This window comes from Neomesorhizobium albiziae (assembly GCF_900114255.1).
Lineage (GTDB): Bacteria > Pseudomonadota > Alphaproteobacteria > Rhizobiales > Rhizobiaceae > Neomesorhizobium > Neomesorhizobium albiziae.
Genome location: NZ_FOSL01000001.1, coordinates 723,283 through 748,107, shown reverse-complemented (window position 1 = coordinate 748,107; position 24,825 = coordinate 723,283). Strand labels below are relative to the sequence as shown.

The following is a 24,825-nucleotide window of genomic DNA, read 5'->3' as shown; positions in this document are numbered from 1 at the left end:
TTAGGAGATATTTCTCCAGCCAATGAATTTCCCCTTTCACCGTTGCGTTGCAATTCGTTACGTCGAAGTCGCTTACCCGCGCGGGCTAGCGTGGGACGTGAGACGAGCGGAAATTCAACGCGGCGAATACGAGCATGCAGCACCGGCTCGGTGTCGTCGCTTCAGTGGCCGCCGGAAAAGATAAGCGTTTGCACGGGAAGAAGGAGCGCTTGGAACCTCAGTATAATTGCATGTACCAGGCCGACGGTATCTATGACGTGCAGGAACACCCATTGTACTGTTCCCAAGTTCCCCTCGGCAAAGCGGTCGTGATTGTTGGTGTAAGCATTGGCGATGCAACTGCTGCCCGGCGGAACGCCGTCGAAGCCACCTTCAAAAAGTGGTTCCAGAAAGACGGTTATCGTCCCAGGCCTGACGATCTGCTGGGCATCGATAAGTTGGTCCGACGCCCGCACCTGGCCTGCTGCGATCAGATCCTGGACCTCGGTTACGACCATTGGAATGATGGCCATCGGCTTTGAAATGCATGTCGCTTCGGCGACCATGCCGACTTTCATGACCTGGGCTTCGAGCTGGCCGAAGCCTGCGATCAGCGCCTTCCTGCCAGCGTCGGTTGGGATGAGGACGCCGGCCGGCCGCATCAGGGGATTGACGATATCACCCTTGCGAAGCGTGAATTGTTCGAGCGTGCCTGCGACGCCCGCATAGACGACAGTCTTGTCCAGTTCGACCTGGGCCTGCGCAAGCGAGGCTTCCGCACTTTTTTTCTGCGCCGGCAGAACGGAAGCAATCTGGGTCTCGACGGCCTGTTTGCTAGCCATGACAGCCGAAACGGAGGCTTTGCGCCCGTCAACCAGGTTGGCGAGCCTTTCGATTTCCCGTTCGGCAACTGTAGAAGCACTACGCCTTTGCAACTCGGACTTGGTTTCAAATTCATCGAGTGCTTGCTGATAGGCGCTCTGGGCTTCCTGGATCCGCGCATCGGCCCCGGCCAGTTCGGTCTTGGCCAGTTCGAACTGAGCGTCTATCTCTGATACGCGCTGGCGCGCGGTCTCCAGGGCCGCCTCCTGCTCCGAGCTATCGAGCCTGAAGATGCGATCGCCCGCTTCGACCCGGTCTCTCACTCCTACATAAACCTCCTCGACGCGGCCGGAGCCCTCGGGGAGAATGGGGATCGTGCGATACAATGAGACCGCGCTGCTCGTCGATGGATGGTAGTAAAGAATAAGTGTCAGCAGAACTATAGTCAGACCAATACATGCTGTAATTCCGTATCGCAGCTCGTACCACACGGAAAAGAGGGTGATCTCATGACCAATCCTCTTACCCTGCACGAACCTCCGGATCAGAAAATCCGGAAGAACGGTCAACACCGAGCAAAGCAGAACCTCAATCATTGCTTGCGCACTCCCGCCGCAGCGACCTGAAATTGATCGTCGGAGGCTGCAACTGCACGGGTCGGCGCCATTTCGTCGAGAAGGTCACTTCCGTTTATTTCCTTCCCGGTGTGAGGGGCTGCACTTGGCTCATGGCTGGCTTCGTGTTGCCTTTCGCCCGCGGAGCGAGACCACCTCACTGCCATTTTGGTGAGCGAGTCGGCCATGCTGGCCAACGGCGTCCAGAAGTCAGGTACAGGAACGAGAGCAACCAGCAACGCGGCAATCCAGAACGCTTGTATATGGGTGAACAGCGCGAGCAGCGACAGGACCGCCACCAACTGGAATTGGCGCTGACCTGCGCCGTGGGACATGCGTTCCGGCAAGGCGTGGAGCCAGAAGTATAAGCTTCCAAGCCCCATGACGGCTAAAACAAGAAAGATCACTGCCCCGGTGAACAACACATCGGTTTCGCCAGGGCCTGTTATGAACGATGGGAGATAATGCGGGGCCGCAGGGTGCATTGCCTCGGACATTCCTGCACTCCCTCATTTGCTCGCGATTCTTGTACCCGCGCATTACACACGCAAAGTCTTCGAGCGTTTTGGCGAGGATACTCCGACAATAAGCAAATGCAATCGAAACGACCGACTGCTGCCTCAGTTAACCGTATATAACACTTGGGCGCTGGCTTTTCTTGTCTCTTCTCTGACATTGTTCTCTTGCAGCCAATGCTTGCTATCGCGCCGCCTTCGATTTTCGAGCGCTAGCGGGTTCGTGAGGGGAAAACGGACATCCAGGAGAATGGTCGAGCAGCCTCTTGCCGCCGCATGGGCGTTCACCGGCAGCTGTCCCGTTCCGGTTCACAGCGGACTTGGTCGTGCGCAGCGGACGCCGACATCCATGCGGTCCAATCGGCTCCGCTGGTGCTGTTGTCCAGTTCTAATCACCAGAACGACCGACGACATCGCCGGTCGTCGCCACATGAGCGGGTAACAGCATGGTCGACTGGTTCGCAAACACTCTCCGCAGCTATCCCGAGATCGCCATCTTTCTATCTTTGGCCCTGGGCTATTATTTCGGCTCTTTCACCTACAAGGGCCTTGGCCTTGGCGCGGTGACAGCAACACTCATCGCGGCCGTTATCATTGGTCAGCTCGGCATTACGATTTCGCCGCCACTCAAGGCTACCGTCTTCCTGATGTTCCTGTTCGCGGTTGGCTACGGAGTGGGGCCGCAATTCGTCCGAGGCATTGCCAAGGATGGCGTACCGCAGGCTCTGTTTGCGGCAGTCGTCTGCGTTTTCTGCCTGGCCGTACCCTTCCTTGCTGCGAAGATTGCCGGCTATGACGTCGGGTCCGCGGCGGGACTTTATGCCGGCTCACAAACGATTTCGGCATCCATGGGCCTGGCCACCGACGCGATCAACCGCATTGGATTGCCTCCGGACGAAACCAAGCGGCTGCTCGATGCAATGCCCGTTGCCTATGCCGTCACCTACATTTTCGGGACAGTGGGTTCGGCTATCGTGCTGGCGTTGCTTGGGCCGGCACTGCTTGGTATCGACCTTGAGGCGGAATGCAAACGCTACGAGGAAGAGCATGGCGGCAAGAAGGAGGCAGGTGGTGCCGGTACTGCGTGGCACCACTACGAACTGCGGGCCTATCGCGTCCGCGAGGGAGGAATGGCCGTTGGACTGACCGCGCGAGAGGCAGAGTCGCGGATCGTCGGCGAGAGGGTGTTTGTCGAACGCATCCAACGGGATGGAAGGATCATGGATGCAACGGCGGATACCGTCATCCAGGCGGGCGACATTCTAGCCGTTGCCGGCCGCCGCGAAGTGCTTGTAGCGCTGGTTGGCAAGGGGGCCGAGGAAGTTGAGGATCGGGACCTGCTGGCGGTGCCAGTCGAAGGCGTCGACGTACTGGTGACCAACAAGAAGCTGGATGGCAAGACGCTGGCCGAACTCGCGGTGGAGCCGGTGGCGCGCGGTGTCTTCCTTCGCAAGATTGTGCGTGGAGCCACGGCAACGGAGATTCCGATCCTGCCGAACACCAAGGTGCATCGGGGCGATATCCTGACTATCGTGGGTCGCACCCAGGATACGAGCGCCGCGGCAAAATATATCGGCGTGGCCGATCGCCCGAGCGATATTGCGGATGTCGCCTTCATCGGAGCCGCGATTGCAATCGGCGCGCTTGTCGGGGCCTTCGTCTACAAGGTCGGCGACATTCCCCTGACCCTGTCCACTTCGGGAGGCGCGCTCATTTCCGGGCTCGTCTTCGGCTGGCTTCGTTCGGTACACCCGACCTTCGGGCGGATACCGTCGTCGACGGTATGGTTCATGAACTCGGTCGGCCTGAACATATTCATCGCTGTAGTCGGCATCTCGTCAGGTCCGGGCTTCGTCGCCGGCCTGCAACAACTCGGCTTCAGCCTCTTCCTATGGGGTATCGTGGCCACGACCGTGCCGTTGGTTCTGGCGATGTATGTGGGCAAGTATGTGTTCCGGTTCCACCCCGCGATCTTGTTGGGGTGCTGCTCTGGTGCACGCACGACGACTGCTTCACTTGGCATGATCAACGACCGTGCCAAGAGCCAGATCCCAGGGCTTGGCTACACCGTCACTTACGCAGTGGGAAACACCTTGCTGACGGTCTGGGGCATGGTCCTCGTGTTGCTGATGACTTGACCCATCAGACTTCTTCTCGATGGAGTGAGAACACTTGTCGCGCGAAGCCAAACATATCGATCAGTTCCTGCTCATCCATTCCGCGCGCGACGACAGTTGGCGCGAGATCACGACGTTAGCGGATGCCTGGGCAGCCAAGCGAGGCGATCGGGCTGCGCTGGAGGCGGCCGTCGCTGCAATATCGGCAACCGAGGAATACCACGCCTATCCGGGTCTCCGTCTGATGAGAGCGCTGAACGAGTGCATCGCCACGGACGACGCAGGCGGTGCCGCAAAACTTGCGCGGCGTATCTCTAACGGGTTGCTCACCCGTGTCTATCGCGGGCGCCCGGCCGAGTGGGATGTCCACGACGAGATGGCGCCGGGCGAGGTGGCGGACGTCATGCCGCCTGCCACAGGCGAAGCGGGCGCCCGGCGGCCCTACTTCGAGGTGCTTTATGTCAACAGCCAGCCGGCGGCGCGTTGGCCAGCGCTCGCCGCGGAGATCCGAAGGTTGAGGCGACCGGAGGATTCTTTCATTTACGAGCCGATCTTCGTCGGCTCCTTTGAGGATGCGGTATGCGCAACGGCGGTGAACCCCGATATTGCGTCGGTCGTCCTCGCTGAAGGTTTCCCCTACCGTTCGCGCCACGATGCACCTGTCCTGCGTTCCGTGCTCGATCCTTTGGGCGCGTCTGAAGCACCGGACGTTTCTGCGCTGCGCCTTGCACGCGAACTGAAGAGGATCAGGCCGGAACTCGACATCTATCTATTGTCCGACCGTGAGGTGGAAAAGCTCGCCGGTGACGCCGCGGCATACTCGGTGCGGCGCATCTTTTATGCAGTCGAAGAGCCGCTCGAATTGCACCTCGCCGTCCTGGAGGGCGTGCAGGCTCGTTACGAGACTCCCTTTTTCGACAATCTGAAGAGATACGCCCGCCGGCCAATCGGCACGTTCCATGCCCTGCCTATCGCCCGCGGCAAGTCGGTGTTCCAGTCGGACTGGATTCGCGACATGGGGGAGTTTTACGGCATCAACCTGTTCCTGGCGGAAAGCAGCGCCACGACCGGCGGCCTGGATAGCCTGCTGGAGCCTACTGGCAACATAAAGCGCTCACAGGAGATGGCCGCACGCGCCTTTGGCGCTGACCACGTATTCTTCGTGACGAACGGCACGTCGACGTCGAACAAGATGGCAGTGCAGGCATTGTTGGCGCCTGGTGACATCGCAGTGGTCGACCGAAACTGTCACAAGTCGCACCACTACGGCATGGTTCTGAGCGGCGCCCAGCCCTACTATGTCGAAGCCTTTCCGATGACCGAATATTCGATGTACGGCGCGGTGCCGCTTGCAACGGTAAAGCGCGCGCTGCTCGCGCTGCGGGCTGAGAAGCGGCTCGATCGGGTGAAGCTGCTCGACCTTACCAACTGCACCTTTGATGGGCACATGTACAATGTCAGGCGGGTGATGGAGGAATGCCTTGCCATCAAGCCCGACCTCATTTTCCTTTGGGACGAGGCGTGGTCGGGATTTGCGCGTTTCTCTCCATTCCTGCGCCCGCGCACTGCAATGGGGGCGGCGGTCGAGATCGAGGCATGGCTGCGCAACCCCGAATCCGTCGCGGCTTACGAGAAGCAGCGCAAGGAACTGGGCGACAAGCCCTCGGACAAGGCGTTGCTGGCCGCGCGCCTGATTCCGGACCCCCGTCAGGTGCGGCTGCGCGTCTACCAGACCAACTCGACGCACAAATCGATGTCGGCGATCCGGCAGGGGTCGATGCTGCTGGTCAAGGACGTGGATTTCCACACCGTCGAGGCCCAGTTCCACGAGGCGGTTTTCACCCATGCGTCGACGAGTCCCAACCAGCAGTTGATAGCCAGCCTTGACGTAGCGCGCAGACAGATGGAACTCGAAGGCTACGGGCTGGTGATGAATGCGATCGAAATCGCGCTCAAGATCCGACGCGCTGTGAACGACCATCCGCTGATCTCGAAGTATTTCCGCGTACTCGGCGCGGATGCAATGATACCCGACGCCTATCGGCAATCTGGGTTCACGGATTACCTGACGCCGGGCGCGACCTGGGCGGCGGTTGTGAAGGCGATGCGTGAGGACGAGTTCTACCTCGATCCTACACGTATGACGATGGTCTGCGGCACCGCCGGTTTCGACGGGACGCAATTCAAAGGCCTCCTGGCGACCAGCTACAACATCCAGCTCAACAAGACTTCACGCAACAGCGTGCTGCTGCAGTCGAACATCAACAACACACGCAGCGATGTCGCACATCTCGTGCGTGTTCTGGTCGAGATTTGCGAGAGTATCGAGAAGCGCTTGGCCGATGGCGGCGAGGGCGAACGCTCAGCCTTTGCGGCGCGGGTAAAGTCGCTGATGACCGATGTCCCTGACCTGCCCAACTTCTCTTGTTTTCACGAGGTGTTTCGCGGCGACGCCGGCCGAACCACTCCCGAAGGCGACATCCGCACCGCGTTCTTTGGCGCTTATGACCCGTCGGTTTGCGAATATGTCCCTCTCTTTGGCAAGGAGTGCGACCGTCGGCTGAGCGAAGGACCGGAGATGGTCTCGGCGAATTTCGTCATCCCCTATCCTCCTGGGTTCCCGATAATGGTGCCGGGGCAGGTGCTGACGCAGGAAACGATCGACTTTATGCGCAAGCTCGATGTGAAGGAAATCCACGGATACGAGAAGGCGCGGGGCCTCAAGCTGCTGAAGCCCGATGCTGTCGCGGCGAGGGTCAAGCGTTGAGGCAAGTTAAGCCCGATGTTCGTCGCCAACGCTGGGGTTCCCAGATCGCCCCAGGTGAAAGGCGAAAGCCATGAGACGCCATAGCCACCGGCTCGTAGCTATCACGCTGCCGTTTGCCTTGTCAGCACTCGAAGCGCCGGCCACCGCACAGGAGACTGCGAGCCCGAATGTAGCGACTGAAGCGGCTAGCGCTCCCCGCAAGACGTTTATCCCCAAACTGCGTGTTGGCGACGACGATGCCTACCTCGAGCTCTACGGGCAGATCAACAAAGGGGTGCTCGTCTTCGACGATGGCGGTTCGACGCTCGGATACATTCCCGTCGATAACGGGAATTCGTCGTCGCGCATCGGCCTGAGGCTCTACGGAACCGTTAACGAGGATCTGTCGCTCGGTGGAAATCTCGAATGGGAATGGACACCTTACTCGACAAACAACGTCAATCAACTCAATCGGGACGACTTCGACTGGGAAGCCGATCTGCTTCGCAAGGCGGAAGCGTATCTGGAGTCGGAGACATTCGGGAAGCTATGGCTCGGCCAAGGGAGCATGGCTTCTGACTCTTCAGCAGAGGTGGATCTGTCGGGGACATCCGTCGTCGGCTATTCACTGGTTGCAGACATGGCCGGGGGACCGTTCTTTCGCCTGGCGGACGGCGATCTCTCATCCGTCCACGTGGAGGACGCATTCGGCAATTTCGATGGCCTTGGCCGCAAGCTGCGCGTTCGCTATGACACCCCGAAATTCTCGGGCTTCAGCTTCGCCACGTCGGTAGGAACTCAGGTGGTTCCAACAACGACGGACGTCACTGTTTGGGACATCGCTGCCCGGTACGATAACACGATCGGCGATTTCAAGGTGTCGGGCGCGGTGGCCTTTTCCCAACCCGACGATGGGGTTTCCCTCTACGACGGGTCGGTTTCGTTCCTGCATGAGCCGACCGGCCTGAGTCTTACCCTGGCAGCGGCCTACTCTGACGAGGACATCGCCGACGGACGCTACGGCTATGTCAAGCTGGGCTACCAGACCGATTTCTTTGATGTCGGCAAAACCGCTATTTCCGTCGACGCCTATTTTGGAGAGGACGTCGCGGCGGTGGGGAGCGACAGTACCTCGTTCGGTGCTCAATTCGTTCAGAATCTGGACTACCTACAGACCGAGCTCTTCCTGGGCGCGCGGTCCTATTCATACGACGAAGACACCCCGGACTTTGACGACAGTTTTGCCATTCTTGCAGGGGCCAGGGTGAAGTTCTGACACTCTGAGCGTCGATCGTCGGCATATCGCGAGGTTCCCATTTCCAGGAGCCACAACTCGATTCGAAGGAGAAATCTCATGGCGATCGTCGACTACCGCGAATACGAGAAAATGAGCCCGTTCGAGATCAAGGATGGGCTGATCAAGCTGGCCAAACAGAGCGCCCAGAAATCAGCACATGCTCTTCTCAACGCTGGACGCGGCAATCCCAATTGGATTGCCACCGCTCCACGGGAAGCCTTTTTCCTATTCGGCCAGTTTGCTCTGAGCGAGAGCCGTCGAACCATGGACGATCCGAAAGCGGGGCTTGCCGGAATGCCTCAGATGAACGGTATTGTCGGTCGCCTGGAAGGCTGGCTGGCAAAGCGCGCCGACGCACCAGGCGTCGACTTCCTTTCGAGGATGGTGGAGCATGGCGTCAAGGCGATGCGATTTGATGCCGACGCATTCGTGCACGAACTCACCGATTCCATTATCGGCGACAATTATCCAGTTCCTGACCGCATGCTGGTTCATGCGGAGAAGGTCGCCCACGAATACCTTCTGTGGGCTATGGGCGGCGACGCAAAAGCGGGAAAATTCGACCTCTACGCCGTGGAGGGTGGCACCGCCGCCATGTGTTACATTTTCAAGTCGCTGATCGCGAACCGCATCCTCAAGAAGGGCGACACGATCGCGATGGGCACACCGATCTTCACACCATATATCGAGATTGCTGAACTCGAAGACTATGCCTTCAAGGCGGTTCATGTCAGGGCCCCGCAGGAGAACCGTTTTCAGTACACCGACGAGGAATTGAAGAAGCTAGAAGATCCCAAGGTCAAGGCATTCTTCGTCGTGAACCCCGGCAATCCGACGTCGATGGCCATCGATACCGCGACGATGAAGAAGATCGTCGATCTGGTGAAGACAAAGCGACCGGACCTCATTCTGCTTACCGACGATGTCTACGGGACATTCGTTCCGAATTTCCGCTCACTGATGGTGGAGTTGCCGTACAACACGATCGGCGTCTATTCCTACTCGAAGTATTTTGGCTGCACCGGATGGCGCCTTGGCGTCATTGCCATCAACGAGAAGAACATTCTTGACGACTTGATCGCCAAGCTACCCGCCAAAGAGCTAGAGGCGCTCGACAAGCGCTATATCGCGATCACGCTCGAACCGCGGAAGCTCAAGATGATCGACCGGATCGTGGCCGACAGCCGGGACGTCGCGCTCAATCACACTGCCGGACTCTCGCTGCCGCAGCAGGTGATGATGACCATGTTCTCCTTGAGCGAATTGATGGATACGGAAAAGGTCTACCAGAAAGCCTGCATGGATATCTGCAAGCGCCGGGTGGACAGCCTCCTGGAGGGCCTGCCTCTGGATGTCCAGCCGAATGCGAATTTCGCCGGCTACTATGGAACGCTCGATTTCGAGTTCTGGCTGCGAAAATACCAGGGCGAGGAAATGGTCGCGTGGCTGAAGAAGAATGTCCACCCGCTGGATTTGGTCTATCGCCTGGCCGAGGACCACTCGATCGTGTTGCTCAATGGCGGTGGATTCGATGCCCCCAACTGGAGCGTGCGGGTCTCCTTCGCCAATCTGCCAGACGACGTTTATGACGACATCGGGCGGGCGGTTCGTGCAGTCGGACGCGGTTACGTCGATACATTCAACGCATTGAAACATGGGAAGTGAAGATGAATTCGCCGTAGCCCCGCCAACGCGCCAATCCGCACATGGGCGCGAGATCTCGCTCGGGGCGCTGATGTATGGTTCAGATTGAGCTCTCGGAACTAGAGACGTTGATAGTAGGGTTGATTGCTCTACTCGCCGGAACGTCTCTGCGCCGGCGCGTTCAATTGCTCAAACGGGTCGCTGTGCCTAACGCGGTCGTTGGCGCAGCCATTGTCGCCATAATCGTCTTGATCTTGAGCAGTTTCTTTAAAATCGACACCGCGTTTGCGACTCGCCTTCGCGACGTCATGCTGCTGGTTTTCTTCGCGACAATCGGTCTGGGAGCAAAGCTCAGCCAGTTGCGCGCCGGTGGCAGGCCCCTGGTCATATTGTGTGCAGTGACGGTGCTGCTCATCGTCCTGCAGAACCTGGTGGGTGTTGCCGTCGCCACAGCGTGGGGGGCCAATCCAATCTACGGATTGCTGGCCGGCGGGCTGTCTTTCATCGGTGGATTGGGAACAGCTCTGGCGTGGGCAAGAGAGGCGGAGGCTGTCGGTATCGGCAACGCACAGGTCGTCGGTGTCGGCGCGGCGACCCTCGCCGTAATCAGCGGAGCTCTAATTGCCGGGCCATTTACAGGCTGGTTGGTTCAACGGCACGGTTTGCAGCCTGGCTCGACCAGGAAGGATGGTCCTGCGCCAGCCCCGCCCGAGAGATCCAACTCTGCTGCAGATTTCGGTCTTGAGCCCCTTTTCTGGACACTTCTCTTGCTCTCGATTGTAGTCCTGGTTGGTGACAAGCTGAACGACTGGGCACGAGCAAACGGTTTGATAATGCCAGGCTTCCTGACTGCGATGCTCGTCGGCGTCGCACTCGCCAACGTCGCCGATGCGCTTCGCTTCCGCGTTGATGATCTGCTGGTCCAGAAGGCTGGTGACATCGCCTTGAATCTTTTTCTCGTCATCAGCCTCATGAGCGTGAAGCTCTCCGCCGTTGCGGCAGTTCTCGCCCCGCTCGCTATCAATCTGGCTCTGCAACTGACCCTGGCGCTCGCAATCGGCTATTTCGTGCTTTTTCGGCTTCTTGGCCGCGACTACGACGCGGCCGTTTCGGTAGGCGGCTTTCTTGGCTTCGGGGTTTCCTCCATGCCCGTTGCGATGGCGACAATGGATGAGATCGTCAAGAAGTTCGGTCCTGCGCCGAAGGCTTTCCTGCTGGTCACGCTCGCCGGTGCTTTCTTCGTTGATCTCGCCAATGCCGTTGTGACCAAAGCATTCTTGATGTTTCCCTATCTGGCGTCAGCCATTCGGGCGGCGAATATCTGAATGTCACGTTTGGGGTCGCGAGGCTCGCGCCCCCGCGCGCTGAGCCACGTTCGACCGTGAGCCTACCTATGTCCCCGGCTCGTAGTGCGCAGCCTATCGCGTTGCTGTCATCGGCGACTTATGCTGATACGTGAGCGCCAGGAAGCGCTTCGACCTCGCTGCCGCGCAGTCCCGCCTTGCGCAGACCTTGGATAACCAGCGTGATCAGATCGCCGTGCAGATTGCGACTTTCGAGATCACGAACGACACGATCACCATACGCCGGATCAATTTCAAGGATGCGACGCACCGCTTCAACAGCTTCCTGTTTGCGACCAAGCTCGGCTGCCGCGATGGCAATCGCGACGTGGCCATAAAGGACGCTGGGCGCAAGCACGCGGCGACCTTCATGGAGCGCCTCCTGGTACCGTCCATGCGCAAGGTGGTAAAGGAACATGCCGATGCGATAGCCCGTCGGCTGTGCCGGGTTGCGGTCGAAGGCTGTTTCGAGCAAGGGAACCGCTTTGTCCCACTGCATCAGGAAGGCGTAGCGCTGGCCAAGTTCAGCAAGGATGGTGGTATCGTTGGGATTGAGCTGCCTGCCGGTCTCCAGGGCTCGGATGCTGGTGGCGACGTCATTGGCGAACCAGTGCGCGACCGAGCGTGCATAATGGCTCCAGGCTGAATTCGGAGCGAGTTCGATCGCGCGGTTGGCCAGTTCCAGCGCGCGCTCTCGCAGGTCAAAGGTAAGTGGCCCGAGGGAATGACCGAAACGATGCGCGTTGGAATATAGCAGGGACAAGCAGGCAAAGGCCTCCGCATAGTTTGGGTCAACACGGATGGTGCGTTCCAGGCAATCGCGCGTCGGTGCGATCATTTCCCGATCGAACGTCTTCCAGTATTTGTAGAAGGAGAGAACGCAACTGTAGCTTGACAGCATGGATGGCGGGTCGCCATCGCTGTCCTTGGCCGTATCGGTAAAGATTATCCCGTAAGGCTGCGCGATGATCTGTGCGACGCGGTTCGCGATCTCATCCCTCAACGAGAAGAAATCGACGGGGAGCAAAGCGGAATCGAAACTGTCGGCCCATACCGTGCGCCCCGACCGTGCTTTCAGGAGCACGATGTCGACACTCAGGTGGTCCGCAGAGAGCGACACGACACCGCGCAACACATAATCTGGTACTGGTGCTGTCGCTCGCTGATCGCCTGAAGGCGTCTCAGGTTGCGAGCTGGTAAAATAAACCCGCAGGCCGGTGAAGCGCGTGAGTCGCACCACGAGGGACTGCGTCAGGCCGGCGGCGAAGTGCGGATGAGTAGCGCTGGCCCCTTCCTGTTCGAACGGCTCCACCAGGATGGCTGGACCTCTGTGGAAGCGCGCTTGCGAAGCGTCAGCGTTGGCAGGCACAGGCTCGACCCCACTGGTTTCGCGGCCGATGATGACAGGCACATAGGACCCTACGGGGATGCGGATCTGGATCTCGTCATCGCGTCCGCCGGTCAAATAATAACGTTCGAGCGTGCGTCGAAGGCGGCCCGCCTCAATCCTCACAATCGAATCGACCTGGGGGTCGAAATTCTTGTCCCGCCCGAAGACTGATGTCGCGATGGTGTAGGCCTTTATACGCTCCGCGCGGCCCTCCAGTGTCTCTTCAATGATGTATTTCAGGAAGTTGCGAATCCGCTCTGTCGCACCAAAATCAGGCGACGACAGAATGTGGTGAACGGTGTCTCGCACCACGTCGGCCGGGAATCCCATCACCTGGTGCGACACCGCTACCCCCTGAGCTGCCCCCCGACGGCCCGCCGCACTTTATCACTCGCTGAAATAGGAACAAACCGTAAATTACCTTCTCGCGAAATACTTCGCGCCCTAAGATTAAGGGCTACCATTGGAAAACTTTCGAAGGCCGTGTCGAAACGTCTTGACCTGGACAAAGTGATAGAACGCTTTCCGGAATACGGAGCGCTTATTCGCCGACTCGTCCTTCAGGACAAGACTTTCCGCGAACTTTGCGAAGACTACTTTGCTGCATGTTCGAGTCACGCCTGGTTCCAGTCCGCCGGGGAACCGCGCCCCGAGGTTGAGGAGTATGCTCTGCTGATAAAGCAACTCGAAGGTGAGATCGCTGATAGGCTCCATGGCCGGCTGCGAGAAGGCGGCCACGAGGTCGACGTTTGTTAGAAACATGGACGGATCACACGTGGAAATGCCATTGGCTTGCCCTGGCGCGGGTACCGCGTAGCGGGGGTACCGCCTCGTTGGAGTAGGCGTCAATTGCGCTGCGGAACCCGCGTTCTTCAGTCTGCCAGCACGTCCCGGCAAGTATTTGTCATGCCCGCCGATCGAAACGTGTCACGAATCAATCGGTTCGTTGATCGTTGCCGGTACCCAAAATTTCCGAAGCGGTGTGCTATCGGCGACCGAAAAAACTCGTCACCAACGCTGGCGGTTCGCTCGACCTTTGCTTTCACGCTAACATTCGCGGGAAAGAGCAAGAGGCGAACCGGCTCCCGACTGGCAACGGTCGCCTGTTATATATCTGCAAACATCCTTCATAGGCTGGCGCCTTTACTTAAAATTAACCATCAAATCCGACTCTGTGTGAAGGTATAGAAGGCACCCACTGTCGGTCACATGACTACATTGGCCCAAAACCGGATCAGAAAACAAAAAGGCGGCATCGGCGACTCTTGGCCTGACCACCGCTCCAACCCTTTCATCGAACAGCTCAGCAAGATCAACGCCAAGGGCAGATTCCGATCGATCCACGACGATTTTCCTTGCGGCCTGATCACCGAAACCCTGGCTGACCTGTACTCGCTGCTTGATGAAAGCTCGAGGGAAAAACGATCCTGGGTAAGCAACTACGATCCTCTCGCAGCCTTGTCGCACGAGATTGAGGAAATCGTCCGCGGCGACCGCAAGCCTGCCGACAGCATTTTCGACGATCAACTGGCTCATACCAACTTCGAACGCTGGAAAGACGGGCAGGGGGGCAGGCACCGCATCCTGCTGAACGCAACCACAAAAGCGGGTAATCTAAGCGTCCGTTTCAGTCCCGAGTGTCTCAGCGAGTCCGGAAGATGGGAGCATGCGCCCGAATGGCGGGACATCCCGCTACAATCCGGCGATGCAACGCAGCGTTCGCGTGACGAAGTGCTTCTCATCAGGAATGTGCATTGGCTGTTTGAAGGAAGCCTGTCCCGCTGGAACCGCCAGGGGGATATCGACCGGACGGAACAGACCTACATTGCGGCGGCGTGCCGGGCCGTCAACATGGCCTTTTGGCTCACTGTCCATCGCTTGGAGCAACGGTTCGAGGTTCATCTCGGCCGCTATATCGCGATGCTCTCGTCCACGTCCGAAGCGCTTGATTGCCTGGGTCTAGAACTGGTCGACGCGCTGGCCGAACATCGGGCGTCCGTCAGGGAAACGATTGCGGCCTTCGAGGCAAACAGCGGCCATTCTCCACAATCGTTCTGGGATGCGTGTGGATCCGGAGACGCGCTCGGATACGTCACCGCATCCAAAGCAATGCGTGGTTCTTTTGGTCCTTCGGCAAAACTCACCCCTTCCGCCGTCGAGCGGTTCCATCGGGATTTGCGCCGGGCGATCGCATACGGCCTATGGTCGCCCGGCCTCGGGGAACAGGACACACCGCCATGCGAACCTTTTGAAGCCACGGAAAGCGAATCCGAACCTCAGAAGACCGAAGAGTTGTCGGCCGAACAGAGGCCGCTGCCTCCCGGCCGTACGGTACGTATCGGCCTCGTTCCCGTGTATCCGTTGCAGCAACCCAAAACACCACCGTCCCGAAGAAGATCGCCTGCGCAACCGCCCGACTACTCCAGGATTGCACGTTACAGAGCCACCGAGAAAGAACTGGCGTTGGCGGGAGTTTCCTCCGTCGACGAATTGGTGGAACGCGTCAACGAATTCGTAGGGTGCGGAATTCAGTTTCCCGTCACCCAGTCGGATTTCCCGAATTCAAGGAAGAAATTCGACCGCCTTACGGCACTGCTCGCCAAGCTCACCTGGGACCGAACGGCCTCCAACGGATAGGCCGGGCAAGATAGCGCCGCCGAAGCGGCGGCTGCCGCAAGACGAAGCTTGCGACTTGCTTTTGCATGGCCAGATGTCGCTACGAGCCGTGCACTTCGCGACAGCTAGTGCGCTATGCCGAGCTTTGCTGCCATGTTGACCAGGTCGGCTAAAAGAGCCTCCCGGTTTTGCTCCTGGCAGGTTGCAAATCGCCACGAATTGTGCGCAGTTTATGAGTGCGAAAAGCTTTTCCCAGAAGAACTGGTAGATCTGAATCGGCTTTGCATCGGGAAGGAAGGAAAAGCTTTTCCCAAGAAAAAGATGCTGGCTCGCGACAGGGAGGAATCTATGAGCTTGCTGAAGAGATTGCGCGTCTCGGCCGTTGGCGGGCTGCTGGCGCTGGTGACGTTGCCGGTTCTCGCGGACGACCTGCAGATGTGGGAGCGGAGCGGAGGCAATGCCGGCATGGTCGATGCGCTGGTAGCCGCGTGGAACGTCAAGAACCCAGACCGTAAGATCAACCTGACCTACATTCCCCATACCGAAATGGTGCCGAAGATTGCGCAGGCGATCGCCAGCGGCGACGTTCCGGACCTGATGGGCATGGACCTCATCTACGGTCCGCAGTTCGAGGCCGCCGGCCAGTTGATCGACATCACCGACAAGATCAAGGATTGGCCGGAGCTGAAGACTGCGAGCCCGGGCCATATGGCTGTCTCGACCTATGAGGGCAAGCTTTATGGCGTGCCACTTTACGCCGACGTCTCGGCGCTGTTCTACAACAAGGACCTGTTCCGCAAGGCCGGGCTCGATCCGGAAAAACCGCCAACCAGCCTCGCGGAAATTCGCGAATATGCGGACAAGATCACCGCACTTGGCGGCGACGTGAAGGGCTACTTCCTGCCTGGCAACTGCGCCGGGTGCAACATCTTCACCGTCGGTCCACTGATGTGGGCGTCGGGCGCCACGATCGAACCAAAGGACGCCAATGACGAGCCGCTGACAGGCGATGGCGTCAAGGAGGTGCTGCAGTGGACCCGCGACATGATAAAGGCGGGCAATGTCCACGAAGATGCGCGCGCCGAAACCGGCGAGACGTTCCACCTTCGCTTCGGTTCCGGCAAGATCGGCATGATGGGCACCGGCAACTTCAACATCACGCTGGCCAAGGAGCAGAACCCGAACATGGATTTCGGCATCGCGCTCCTTCCGGGTGTGAAAGCCGGTGAAGTGTCATCTTTTGCGGGCGGCGACATCGTCACAATCCCGAACGGGTCGAAGCGCGTCGACGACGCCATCGACTTCATGAAGTTCCTGCTCTCGGACGAGACCCAGGTCGAGGTCTACGCCAAGATGCTGAACATGACGACGCGCGGGGACATGGCGGAAAACAAATACTTTCAGGCCGAGCCGAAGGTGCAGGACGTCGCCAGGGCGATTGCAGTGGCCAAGACGCCCTACACGCTGAAATTCTTCGAACTGATCAACTCGCCGCAAGGTCCGTGGCTGCAGATGCTGCAGCGGGCCTACTACGAGGATACGGATATCGATACGATCATTTCGGAGGCCAAGGCGCAGATGAAGGCGATCGCGGCCGAATAGACTTCAGGGGAGGGCCGCGGCACCGAAGGATCGGCGCTGCGGCCTGAACCCGAATTCGAAAGGGGGCCGGCGCGGCCGGCCGTTTCCAGTCAACACAAGGTTCGATGCACACAGGCACCAGCAGATATGTCGGATTGCTCTACGTCGCGCCGGCGCTCGCCTTCGTCCTGGTGTTCACGGCCTATCCGCTTGTCCAGATGGTGTGGATGTCGCTTCACAACTGGTCGCTGATAGCGGCCAAGAAGTATGTCGGCGCGGGTAATTTCATCAAGGCTTGGAATGATCCGCAGTTCTGGATGTCGCTCGAATTCACCTTGAAATACACCGCGCTGATCACGCCGATCCTGATGATCCTCGGCTACCTGATCGCGCTTCTTACGGTCGAGAACCGACCCCTGAGGCAGTTTACCCGTGGCGTAGTCTTTGCGCCGGTGGTGATCGGACTCGGGGCCTCGAGCCTGCTCTGGTACTGGCTGTTCAGCTATGATTTCGGGCTGATCAACCGGATCCTGATGGATATCGGCCTGATCGCGAAACCGGTCGTCTGGTTCGGAGCCGACGCCGATCTGTCGATGTGGGCGGTGATCGTCTCGATCGTCTGGAAGGTGGTCGGCTTCGGGACCATTCTTTTCGTCGCCGCCATCCACGCCGTTCCAAGTGAAATCGGCGAGGCCGCCATGGTGGACGGCGCCAGCTACTGGCAGCGTGTAAGGCTGATCACGCTGCCACTGACTGCGAAAACGATCCTACTGGTCACACTGGTCAGTGTGATCGGTTCGCTGTTGGCCTTCGACCAGTTCTACATCATGACGGCCGGCCAACCGCGCAACATGACAGCGACCTCAGTCTTCCTGATCTACCTGAATTCGTTCCCGTACCTGAAACTCGGCTACGGCGCGGCACTATCTCTGATCTTGGCCGGAATTATTCTCGTTTGCACCATGTTGCAGATGCTGCTCAGCCGACGGAGTCACGCATGAGCGCTTCCTCTGGCGCCGCCATGACACGTGCTTACGCCCCTGAAACCGCAGGGCCAAGACTGGCTGCAAGCCTGTTGAAGGGGCGTCTCAAATATCTGATCTCGGCTGCCTGCGTGGCGCTGTCGACGATCATGCTGCTGCCGCTGGTCGCGTCGGTGCTCGCGTCGCTGAAATCGACCCAGGAGGCCGCCGCCGTACCGCCGACCTACTTTCCGCATGCGCTTAGTCTCGATTCCTATGAGCGGCTCTGGAATTACCAGGCCGGCCTGCCGACCTATTTCTCCAACAGTTTCGGCGCCGCACTTCTCACGATCCTTTTCTGCCTCGTTCTGACCGTGCCGGCGGGCTACGGGTTGGCCAAATTCCGGATTGCGGGCAAGGAGATGCTGTTCGTCTTCCTCCTGCTCGGGCTTATCGTACCCTACCAGGCACTGCTGACGCCGCTGTTCTTCCTGTTCGTGCAGTTGAACCTGCACAATTCCCTCGTCGGCCTGGCGATCGTCCATACCGCGATTCAGTTGCCGTTCAGCATCTACGTCATGCGCAACGCCTTCGAGGCAGTGCCGCGCGAACTGGAGGAGGCGGCAATTATGGATGGCTGCAACAGTTTTCAAGTCCTCACGCAAATCTGCCTGCCGGCTGTCGTGCCCGCTATGATCACCGTCTCGCTTTTTGCCTTCATCACGTCGTGGAACGAGTTGCTGGCGGCGTTGGTGATCATGAACAAGGATTCTTCCTTCACCTTGCCGCTCATTCTTGCTGCGGCGCGACAGCAGACAAGCATCGGCGGCACCGATTGGGGGATGCTCCAGGCCGGCATCACCATCTCGATCATCCCTTGCATGGCTTTCTACCTGCTACTGCAAAAATACTACATGGCCGGCTTCCTCAATGGCGCGGTCAAATAACATGCAGGACGATGCCGCAACACCGTCGGACTCGCCGTCTCAGCGCCTCGCGGTTGCCGGCCCGCCAACCATTCGCGATGTCGCTCGTCTTGCCAACGTCTCGATCGGCACAGCGTCGAAGGCGCTCAACGCCGGAGGACGGCTGAGCAAAGAGACTCGGGAAAACGTGCTCCGGGTCGCGCGCGAGATCGGTTACCGTCCCAATGATTTGGCGCAGAGCCTTCATCGCGCGAAGTCGCGCACGATCGGCATCATCTCGAATGACAGTTTCGGACGGTTCACTTTTCCGATCGTCGAGGCTCTCGAGGAACGGTTGGCGGAGGAGGGCATCGCGGTGTTCATGTGCAACGCGACCGATGATCCGGCACGCGAGCGTCAGCACCTCGACCAACTGCTTGGCAAGCGCATCGACGGACTGGTGGTGACCGCCCGTCGCGCCGACAAGCGTCCGCCCATTGGGCCATTGGCCCATGGCCTGCCGGTGGTCTACGTCTTCTCCCAGGCTGACGATCCCGGTGCACTTTCTCTGCTGCCGGATGATGAAGGGGGTGCAGTGCTCGCAGTCGCCCATCTCGCCGCGCGCGGCCGCAAGCATATCGCACACGTCACTGGGCCGGAGCATTTCGAGGCCGTCAGGCTGCGCAAGACCGGCTACCGAGCCGCTCTGGCCGAGGCCGGCCTGCCGGAAATCGATGGTTTCTATCTGTCTGGTGTGTGGTCGGAGGCGTGGGGGCGCGAAGCGGTCGCAAAACTGTTCTCGAGGCGAGAACGGCCGGACGCCATCTTCTGCGGCAACGACCAGATCGCGCGCGGCGCGCTCGACGCGCTGCGCGAAAAGGGTGTCAGCGTGCCGGGCGATGTCGCCATTGTCGGTTTTGATAACTGGGATGTCATGACGCTGGCAGCGCGACCGCCGCTGACAAGCATCGACATGAACCTGAAGGCGCTGGGCCGCGAGGCGGGTGACAGTCTCCTCGACATGATCGCCGGCGGGGCGAACAGCGGCGTCAAGCGCCGTCCCTGCTCGCTGGTTGTCCGGGAATCGTCATGACGCTGTTTCAACGGAGGCGTTCGCATGAATGAGTTGAAGCCCGTTCGCTTCGTGGATGTGGCGCTGGAGGGACAGTTTTGGCGCGAGCGGCTGGAAACGGTTCTGACGCACACGATTCCCAGCCAGCATGTCCAGTTAGGCAAGCACGGCATACTGGAATCGCTGACATTGCCGGAACCGCCGCCGCCTTTGCGTTTCCCCCGCAATCAGCACAATTTCACCGTCCAGGTTTTCTGGGATTCCGACGTCGGCAAGTGGATCGAGGCGGCGTCCTATGCACTCTCCCATCGCCGGGACGCCGACGTCGAGGCGAAGATAGAGGCGATCATCGACGATCTGGAAAAAGCCCAGGCGCCGGACGGATATCTCAACTGCTGGTATCTGCAGCGCGAACCGGACAAGCGCTGGACCAACCTGCGCGACAATCATGAGCTCTACAACCTTGGCCACCTGCTGGAAGGCGCCATCGCCTACTTCCTTGCCACCGGCCGGCGCCGGCTGCTCGACATCCTTGAGCGCTATGTCGAGCATGTGCGCGAGACGTTCGGCCCGAATCCCGGTCAGAAGCGTGGCTATTGCGGCCACCAGGAAATCGAACTGGCGCTGGTCAAGCTCTACCGCCTAACGGGAGCGAGGAAGCATCTCGACCTCGCCGCCTATTTCATCAACGAACGCGGGAGTCAGCCGCATTACTTCGACCAGGAGGCAATCGCGCGCGGCGAGAAACCCAAGGATTTTTGGGCCAAGAGCTACGAGTACAACCAGTCGCACAAACCGGTGCGCGAGCAGACCAAGGTCGTCGGCCACGCGGTGAGGGCGATGTACATGTTCTCCGCTATGGCTGACCTGGCCGCCGAGCTCGATGACAAAAGCCTGAAGCGCACCTGCGAGGTGCTCTGGTCCGACGTCATCAGTTCGAAGATCTACATCACCTCGGGTCTCGGCCCTGCCGCGGCGAATGAAGGTTTCACCGAAGACTACGACCTGCCTAACGACACCGCCTACGCAGAAACCTGTGCGTCTGTCGCCCTTATCTTCTGGGCCCAGCGCATGCTGCATCTCGACCTCGACGGTCGCTACGCCGATGTCATGGAGCAGGCCCTGTTCAACGGCGCGCTGACCGGGTTGTCGCGTGACGGCGAGCACTACTTCTATTCCAATCCGCTCGACAGCGACGGCCGCCACAGCCGCTGGGCCTGGCACACCTGTCCCTGCTGCACCATGAATGCGTCGCGCCTGATCGCTTCGGTTGGAGGTTATTTCGTTTCCGCCAGCAACGACACAGTTGCGTTTCATCTCTACGGGGGCATATCGACGACGGTCACAGCTGCCGGCACTAAAGTGTTTCTACGCGAAACCAGCGCCTATCCTTTCTCCGGATCGGTCAAGATCGAAATCGGTCCGGAAAGCCCCACCGAATTCACGGTCAAGCTTCGCGTCCCGGGCTGGGCGAAGGGTGTCTCGGCCAGCATCAATGGAGAGCCTGTCGATGTGAAGGCGGCTGTCACGAACGGCTATCTAAGCATCACACGATCCTGGCGCGCCGGCGATAGTATCGAGCTCGACCTTCCCATGCCGGCTGAGCGAGTCTACGCGCATCCCGCGGTGAAGGAGAATGTCGGTCGCGTTGCCCTCAAGCGAGGTCCGCTCGTCTACTGCGTGGAGGAGGTCGACAATCCGGGCGGCCGCGTGCAGCAGCTGCAACTGCCGCGCAACGCGGAGGTCGCCGTGAAGAGCCGGGGGGATCTTTTCGATGGGATCGTTACGCTGACTGCTTCTGCCGAGCGCGTCGAGGCGAAAGACTGGGCGAACAATCTCTACAGAACCACCCCCCCGGCGAGGATCGAGAGCGAACTGACGGCACTGCCGTACTATCTTTGGAACAATCGCGGCGGTTGTTCCATGCAGGTGTGGATCTGTGAGGCGTAACGCGCAAACGCAAAGTTTGTCTACTGAACGTAGCCGATCGGCTGGCCCGTTTCCGGGTGGAAGAACACGCCCATTTCCACACCAAAAATGCCTTTCAGTACGTCGCCGTTCATCATCTCGTGCGGCGTCCCGCGGGTCAGGAGCTTTCCCTCCTTCAGTGCGATCAGTTCATCGCAATGCCGCGCCGCCATGTTGGGGTCATGCAGCACTATGATCACGCACAGCCCGCGCTTGCGGCTGAGTTCCTGCACCAGTCCCAGCACTTCTTCTTGATGGGCGATGTCCAGCGCTGACGTCGGCTCATCGAGAAGCATCACGCTGGCGTCCTGCGCCACCAGCATGGCGATCCATGCCCGCTGGCGTTCGCCGCCGGACAATTCATCGACAAGACGGTCGCTGAAGCTTGTCATGTCGGTGAGGGTGAGTGCTTCGTCGACATGGCGGTGGTCCTCGGGCCCGAAACGTCCAAGAGCACCATGCCAGGGATAACGGCCGAGTGCTGCCAGTTCGCGAACGGTCAGGCCGGTTGCCGCCGGGGTGGCCTGCGGAAGGTAGGCAAGTACCCGGGCGAGTTCGCGTGGACGCCAGGCCGGTAGCGGTCGGCCAGAGAAGGTTATGGTCCCTGAGCTTGGCGACTGCTGTCTGGCCAGAAGCTTGACAAGCGTCGTCTTGCCGGAACCGTTGTGGCCGATCAGGCCGTAGACCCGTCCGCGCTCCAGTTGGAGCGAGATAGGGCCAAGCAGCGTTCGCTCGCCCGTCGTGAAGCTCAGTTCGCTGATGCTGAAGGCGTTCTGATCGTCAGCTGAAGTCACAAAGCTTATCCCTTTAACCCATGGCGGCGCCAGTGGATGACACACGCCGTTCGGGTTGACTAAGAAACATGACTCCAATAGTCAACATATTGTCCGTCGGCAAGAATCGTTCCGGCGAAGATACCAGTTCGAGAGATGGTTGGGGGCGTTGCAGCGTGGACGATTTCGCGAAGTTAGACGGTATGGGACGGATGAGCAAAGACAAGTCCGCTTTTGGCTTAGGCCAGGCTAACAGAAGGCGGCTGTGTCTTTTGTCTCAGACAATGCTCGGACTGGGACTTCTCGGCGTTGCGGCGCATGCGCAGGAGGGCGGCGCCGTTGTTCTCGACACCATCACGGTGCAGGAGCGGATCGAAAAGGCCTGGGGACCAGTTGATGGATATGTTGCGCAGCGCAGCGCCACCGGTTCAAAGACCGACACCCCGCTGATTGAGAACCCGCAGTCGGTTTCGGTCGTCACTGCCGACCAGATGGCGGCGCAGAATGTGGAAAGCATCGGCAATGCCGTGCGCTACACGGCGGGTGTCGGCGGCGAACTGTGGGGCAACGATACTCGCGGTTACGGCCTGCAGATCCGTGGCTTCAACGTATCGGATGAGGCCTTCTACAAGGACGGGCTGCGCCTCAAGGGATCGGATTTCGCGACCTTTTTGTCGCTCGATCCTTATGGCGCCGAACGCCTCGAAATCCTGCACGGACCCGCATCGGTGCTCTACGGCCAGAACAGTCCGGGCGGCATCATCAACTATGTCAGCAAGCGCCCGACCGACGAAACGTTCCGCGAGGTCGAGGTTAGCGCCGGCAGCTTCGACCGCTACCAGGGCCAGTTCGACATGGGCGGCAAGGTCGATGAGACCGGCGTATTAAGCTATCGGCTGACCGGGCTTTTCCGCGATGGCGACACCGGCGTCGACTATGTCAACGACGATCGCGTTTTCATCGCGCCTTCGCTCAAATGGCAGCCCGATGCCGACACCAGTCTTACCCTGCTCGGGACTTATCAACGTGACAAAACCGGCTGGGGCATCCAGTTCCTCCCGGCCGACGGGACAGTGTTTCCGGGCCTGGATGGACAGCGCCTGCCAAACAGCCGTTTCGTGGGTGAGCCGGCATTCGATGAATTCAACCCGACGCTCGCCATGCTCGGCTACGAGTTCGAGCACCGGTTCAATGACACCTGGATGGTCAGGCAGAACGCTCGCTATTCCTATCTCGACAATGACGAGCAACTCGGCGTTTTTGGCGGGGGCGCGAACCCCAATCCAGATCTGGAACCCGGCCTCGATCCCGACGGCCATACCTACCATCGGTACGCGGATGCCGGCCGCTCGAAACTCGGCAACTTCTCGGTCGACAACCAGACCGAGGCGACATTCGATACGGGGCCGCTCGCCCACACGCTGCTGATGGGGCTCGACTACCAATATACCGACTACAGCGACTGGGGCGCCTCGGGGACAGTCGCCCCGCTCGATGACATCTTCAATCCAGTATACGGCGCGCCGGTGACGGATCTGACGGCCTATAAGGATACCGACACCAGGCAATGGCAGGCCGGCCTCTATGTGCAGGATCAGATCAAATACGAAAACTGGGTGCTGACCTTCGGCGGCCGTCAGGATTGGGCGAAAAGCGAAACGCTGGACAAGATGTCGGACAGCACCACGGAGCAGTCGGACAATGCCTTCACCGGCCGGGTCGGCCTGGTTTACCTTTCCGACATCGGGCTGGCGCCATATCTCAGCTATTCGACGTCGTTTTATCCGGAGATCGGCACAAACAACGATGGCGAGGCCTTCAAGCCGGAAACCGGCGAGCAGTACGAAGTCGGCGTGAAATACCAGCCCGAAGGCTGGAACAGCTTCGTCACCGTCGCGGCGTTCGACCTGACGCGCGAGAACGTGGTCCGCTATCTCGGCAACGATCCCTTCCAGACCGGCAAGATCCGCTCGCGCGGCGTCGAGGTGGAAGGCGTGGCCAGCCTGGACTCCGGCTGGGACATCAAGCTTGCCTATGCCTACATCGATATGGAAATTCTCGACGATGACGAAGGCACCGGTGGCAACACGCCTTATGGCGTGCCACGGCATCGCCTTTCGGTCTGGGGCGATTATACGTTCCGAAGCGGCATGCTGGAGGGTTTCGGCCTGGGTGCCGGCGTGCGCTACATCGGGTCGACTTTTGGCGACGATGCCAATTCCTTCGAGGTGCCCTCGGCAACGCTGGTTGATGCTGCCATCCACTATGACTGGAAGAACATGAAGTTCCAGCTCAACGCCAGCAACCTGTTCGACAAGACATATGTCGCCACCTGCTATGCTCGCAGTTCGGGCTGCTTCTACGGAGAGGGCCGCAAGATCACCGGCTCGATGAAATATCGTTGGTAGCGCGCTTCGGATCACCAGTTGAATGCGCGGCCACCCGGCCGACACGTCGCCAATTTGTTGGCGGGCTCGCAGC

At 59.5% G+C, this 24,825-nt stretch carries 16 protein-coding genes; 12 read left to right on the top strand and 4 right to left on the bottom strand.

Features of this window, described 5'->3' with window-relative positions; all coding sequences use genetic code 11:
- Window positions 1–161 precede the first annotated feature (161 nt).
- A complete protein-coding gene (locus F3H98_RS03475; RefSeq protein ID WP_149758255.1) occupies window positions 162–1,397 on the bottom strand; it encodes an HlyD family secretion protein in 1,236 nt (411 codons plus the stop codon).
- Window positions 1,394–1,912: a hypothetical protein gene (locus F3H98_RS03470; protein ID WP_149758253.1), complete on the bottom strand. Its 519-nt coding sequence runs from the start codon at window positions 1,910–1,912 to the stop codon at window positions 1,394–1,396. Before F3H98_RS03470 ends, F3H98_RS03475 begins: the two co-directional genes overlap by 4 nt.
- Window positions 1,913–2,376: 464 nt before the next feature.
- On the opposite strand from F3H98_RS03470, the gene aspT reads away from it, so the two are divergent.
- From aspT to gltS, 5 genes are all read left to right on the top strand, one after another.
- Window positions 2,377–4,068 (top strand): aspartate-alanine antiporter, encoded by a 1,692-nt coding sequence (gene aspT / locus F3H98_RS03465; RefSeq protein WP_149758251.1) that lies wholly within the window; start codon window positions 2,377–2,379, stop codon window positions 4,066–4,068.
- A gap of 34 nt (window positions 4,069–4,102) precedes the next feature.
- Window positions 4,103–6,814, top strand: coding sequence for an aminotransferase class I/II-fold pyridoxal phosphate-dependent enzyme (locus F3H98_RS03460; protein ID WP_149758249.1), 2,712 nt, complete (start codon window positions 4,103–4,105; stop codon window positions 6,812–6,814).
- Window positions 6,815–6,884: 70 nt separating this feature from the next.
- Complete coding sequence (locus tag F3H98_RS03455; RefSeq protein ID WP_149758247.1) at window positions 6,885–8,069, top strand: porin; 1,185 nt, start codon at window positions 6,885–6,887, stop codon at window positions 8,067–8,069.
- Window positions 8,070–8,147: 78 nt separating this feature from the next.
- On the top strand, window positions 8,148–9,755 hold the full coding sequence (locus F3H98_RS03450; RefSeq protein WP_149758245.1) for a bifunctional aspartate transaminase/aspartate 4-decarboxylase: 1,608 nt from the start codon (window positions 8,148–8,150) through the stop codon (window positions 9,753–9,755).
- Between the two features lie 74 nt (window positions 9,756–9,829).
- Complete coding sequence (gene gltS, locus F3H98_RS03445) at window positions 9,830–11,059, top strand: sodium/glutamate symporter (RefSeq protein ID WP_149758242.1); 1,230 nt, start codon at window positions 9,830–9,832, stop codon at window positions 11,057–11,059.
- Window positions 11,060–11,177: 118 nt separating this feature from the next.
- On the opposite strand, the gene F3H98_RS03440 is transcribed toward gltS, so the two are convergent.
- Entirely contained in the window at window positions 11,178–12,812 is a 1,635-nt protein-coding gene (locus F3H98_RS03440; RefSeq protein ID WP_149758240.1) for a tetratricopeptide repeat protein, read from the bottom strand.
- Window positions 12,813–13,676: 864 nt separating this feature from the next.
- On the opposite strand from F3H98_RS03440, the gene F3H98_RS03435 reads away from it, so the two are divergent.
- From F3H98_RS03435 to F3H98_RS03410, 6 genes are all read left to right on the top strand, one after another.
- The gene (locus F3H98_RS03435; protein ID WP_149758238.1) at window positions 13,677–15,104 is read left to right on the top strand and encodes a hypothetical protein; all 1,428 of its coding nucleotides are present in this window, start codon (window positions 13,677–13,679) and stop codon (window positions 15,102–15,104) included.
- 327 nt (window positions 15,105–15,431) lie between these two features.
- The gene (locus tag F3H98_RS03430; RefSeq protein ID WP_149758236.1) at window positions 15,432–16,685 is read left to right on the top strand and encodes an ABC transporter substrate-binding protein; all 1,254 of its coding nucleotides are present in this window, start codon (window positions 15,432–15,434) and stop codon (window positions 16,683–16,685) included.
- A 104-nt stretch (window positions 16,686–16,789) separates the two neighbouring features.
- The gene (locus F3H98_RS03425; RefSeq protein WP_149758234.1) at window positions 16,790–17,665 is read left to right on the top strand and encodes a carbohydrate ABC transporter permease; all 876 of its coding nucleotides are present in this window, start codon (window positions 16,790–16,792) and stop codon (window positions 17,663–17,665) included.
- Window positions 17,662–18,573: a carbohydrate ABC transporter permease gene (locus F3H98_RS03420; protein WP_244621588.1), complete on the top strand. Its 912-nt coding sequence runs from the start codon at window positions 17,662–17,664 to the stop codon at window positions 18,571–18,573. Before F3H98_RS03425 ends, F3H98_RS03420 begins: the two co-directional genes overlap by 4 nt.
- Window positions 18,557–19,624 carry a LacI family DNA-binding transcriptional regulator gene (locus F3H98_RS03415; protein ID WP_244621587.1) on the top strand — a complete coding sequence of 356 codons (1,068 nt, stop codon included), beginning with the start codon at window positions 18,557–18,559 and terminating at the stop codon, window positions 19,622–19,624. The genes F3H98_RS03420 and F3H98_RS03415 overlap by 17 nt, the downstream gene beginning before the upstream one ends.
- 24 nt (window positions 19,625–19,648) lie before the next feature.
- Window positions 19,649–21,553 (top strand): glycoside hydrolase family 127 protein, encoded by a 1,905-nt coding sequence (locus tag F3H98_RS03410; protein WP_149758232.1) that lies wholly within the window; start codon window positions 19,649–19,651, stop codon window positions 21,551–21,553.
- Between the two features lie 20 nt (window positions 21,554–21,573).
- Here the strand turns inward: F3H98_RS03410 and F3H98_RS03405 are convergent, their stop codons facing one another.
- Window positions 21,574–22,365: an ATP-binding cassette domain-containing protein gene (locus F3H98_RS03405; RefSeq protein ID WP_149758230.1), complete on the bottom strand. Its 792-nt coding sequence runs from the start codon at window positions 22,363–22,365 to the stop codon at window positions 21,574–21,576.
- A gap of 251 nt (window positions 22,366–22,616) precedes the next feature.
- Here F3H98_RS03405 and F3H98_RS03400 point away from each other — a divergent pair, with 251 nt between their 5' ends.
- On the top strand, window positions 22,617–24,752 hold the full coding sequence (locus tag F3H98_RS03400; RefSeq protein WP_244621586.1) for a TonB-dependent siderophore receptor: 2,136 nt from the start codon (window positions 22,617–22,619) through the stop codon (window positions 24,750–24,752).
- Window positions 24,753–24,825: the final 73 nt, after the last annotated feature.